Here is a 655-nt window from a genome sequence, read left to right on the forward strand (position 1 = left end):
AAGGTGGGGTAGATGATTGGGGTGAAGTCGTAACAAGGTAGCCGTATCGGAAGGTGCGGCTGGATCACCTCCTTTCTATGGAGACTCGGGTCTGCAACGACCCAGTCAAGTATCTTCGGATACACAAACGTGTTACTCACTCGTGTTCAGTTTTGAAAGGTTAATCCTTTCAGGGCAAGCTTCGACGATTAACGGTAATTACTACCGCTATTCTGGAGATTCGGCGTCGTACGGACGGCTTAACAGGAATTTCTCCTGTTATTTCGGACGAAATGACGATGGGATCTCGCTTGGAGGAGAAAATAACGGGAGGTTTTCCTGTTAATGAGCGATTTAAGCGGATAAATTCAGAATTAGACGAAGTTGTTGCAACTTTGTTGATGAATCTCGATTCGCAACTTGTTCCTTGAAAACTAGATAACGAAACAGTTGCAATTCACATTTGCGAAGCATAGGTTAATTGTCAACAGAGTAAATGTAAGAACTTAGGTAGCATGACTTGTTCATGCGAAATCTTTAACATGTTTATTTCTAGGTTAAGCTAGAAAGAGCACACGGAGGATGCCTAGGCACTAGGAGCCGATGAAGGACGTGGCGAACGACGAAATGCCTCGGGGAGCCGTAAGCAGGCTTTGATCCGGGGATGTCCGAATGG

General features: G+C 45.3%; 2 rRNA genes. Both read left to right on the top strand.

Going from position 1 to position 655, the window contains the following annotated elements:
- Positions 1-75: ribosomal RNA gene (locus tag PUT07_RS35345) — 16S ribosomal RNA — on the top strand; the annotation flags it as partial.
- Positions 76-534: 459 nt separating this feature from the next.
- A 23S ribosomal RNA gene (locus PUT07_RS35350) occupies positions 535-655 on the top strand; the annotation flags it as partial.

It is taken from the genome of Paenibacillus sp. MAHUQ-63, assembly GCF_028765165.1.
Classification (GTDB): domain Bacteria; phylum Bacillota; class Bacilli; order Paenibacillales; family NBRC-103111; genus Paenibacillus_E.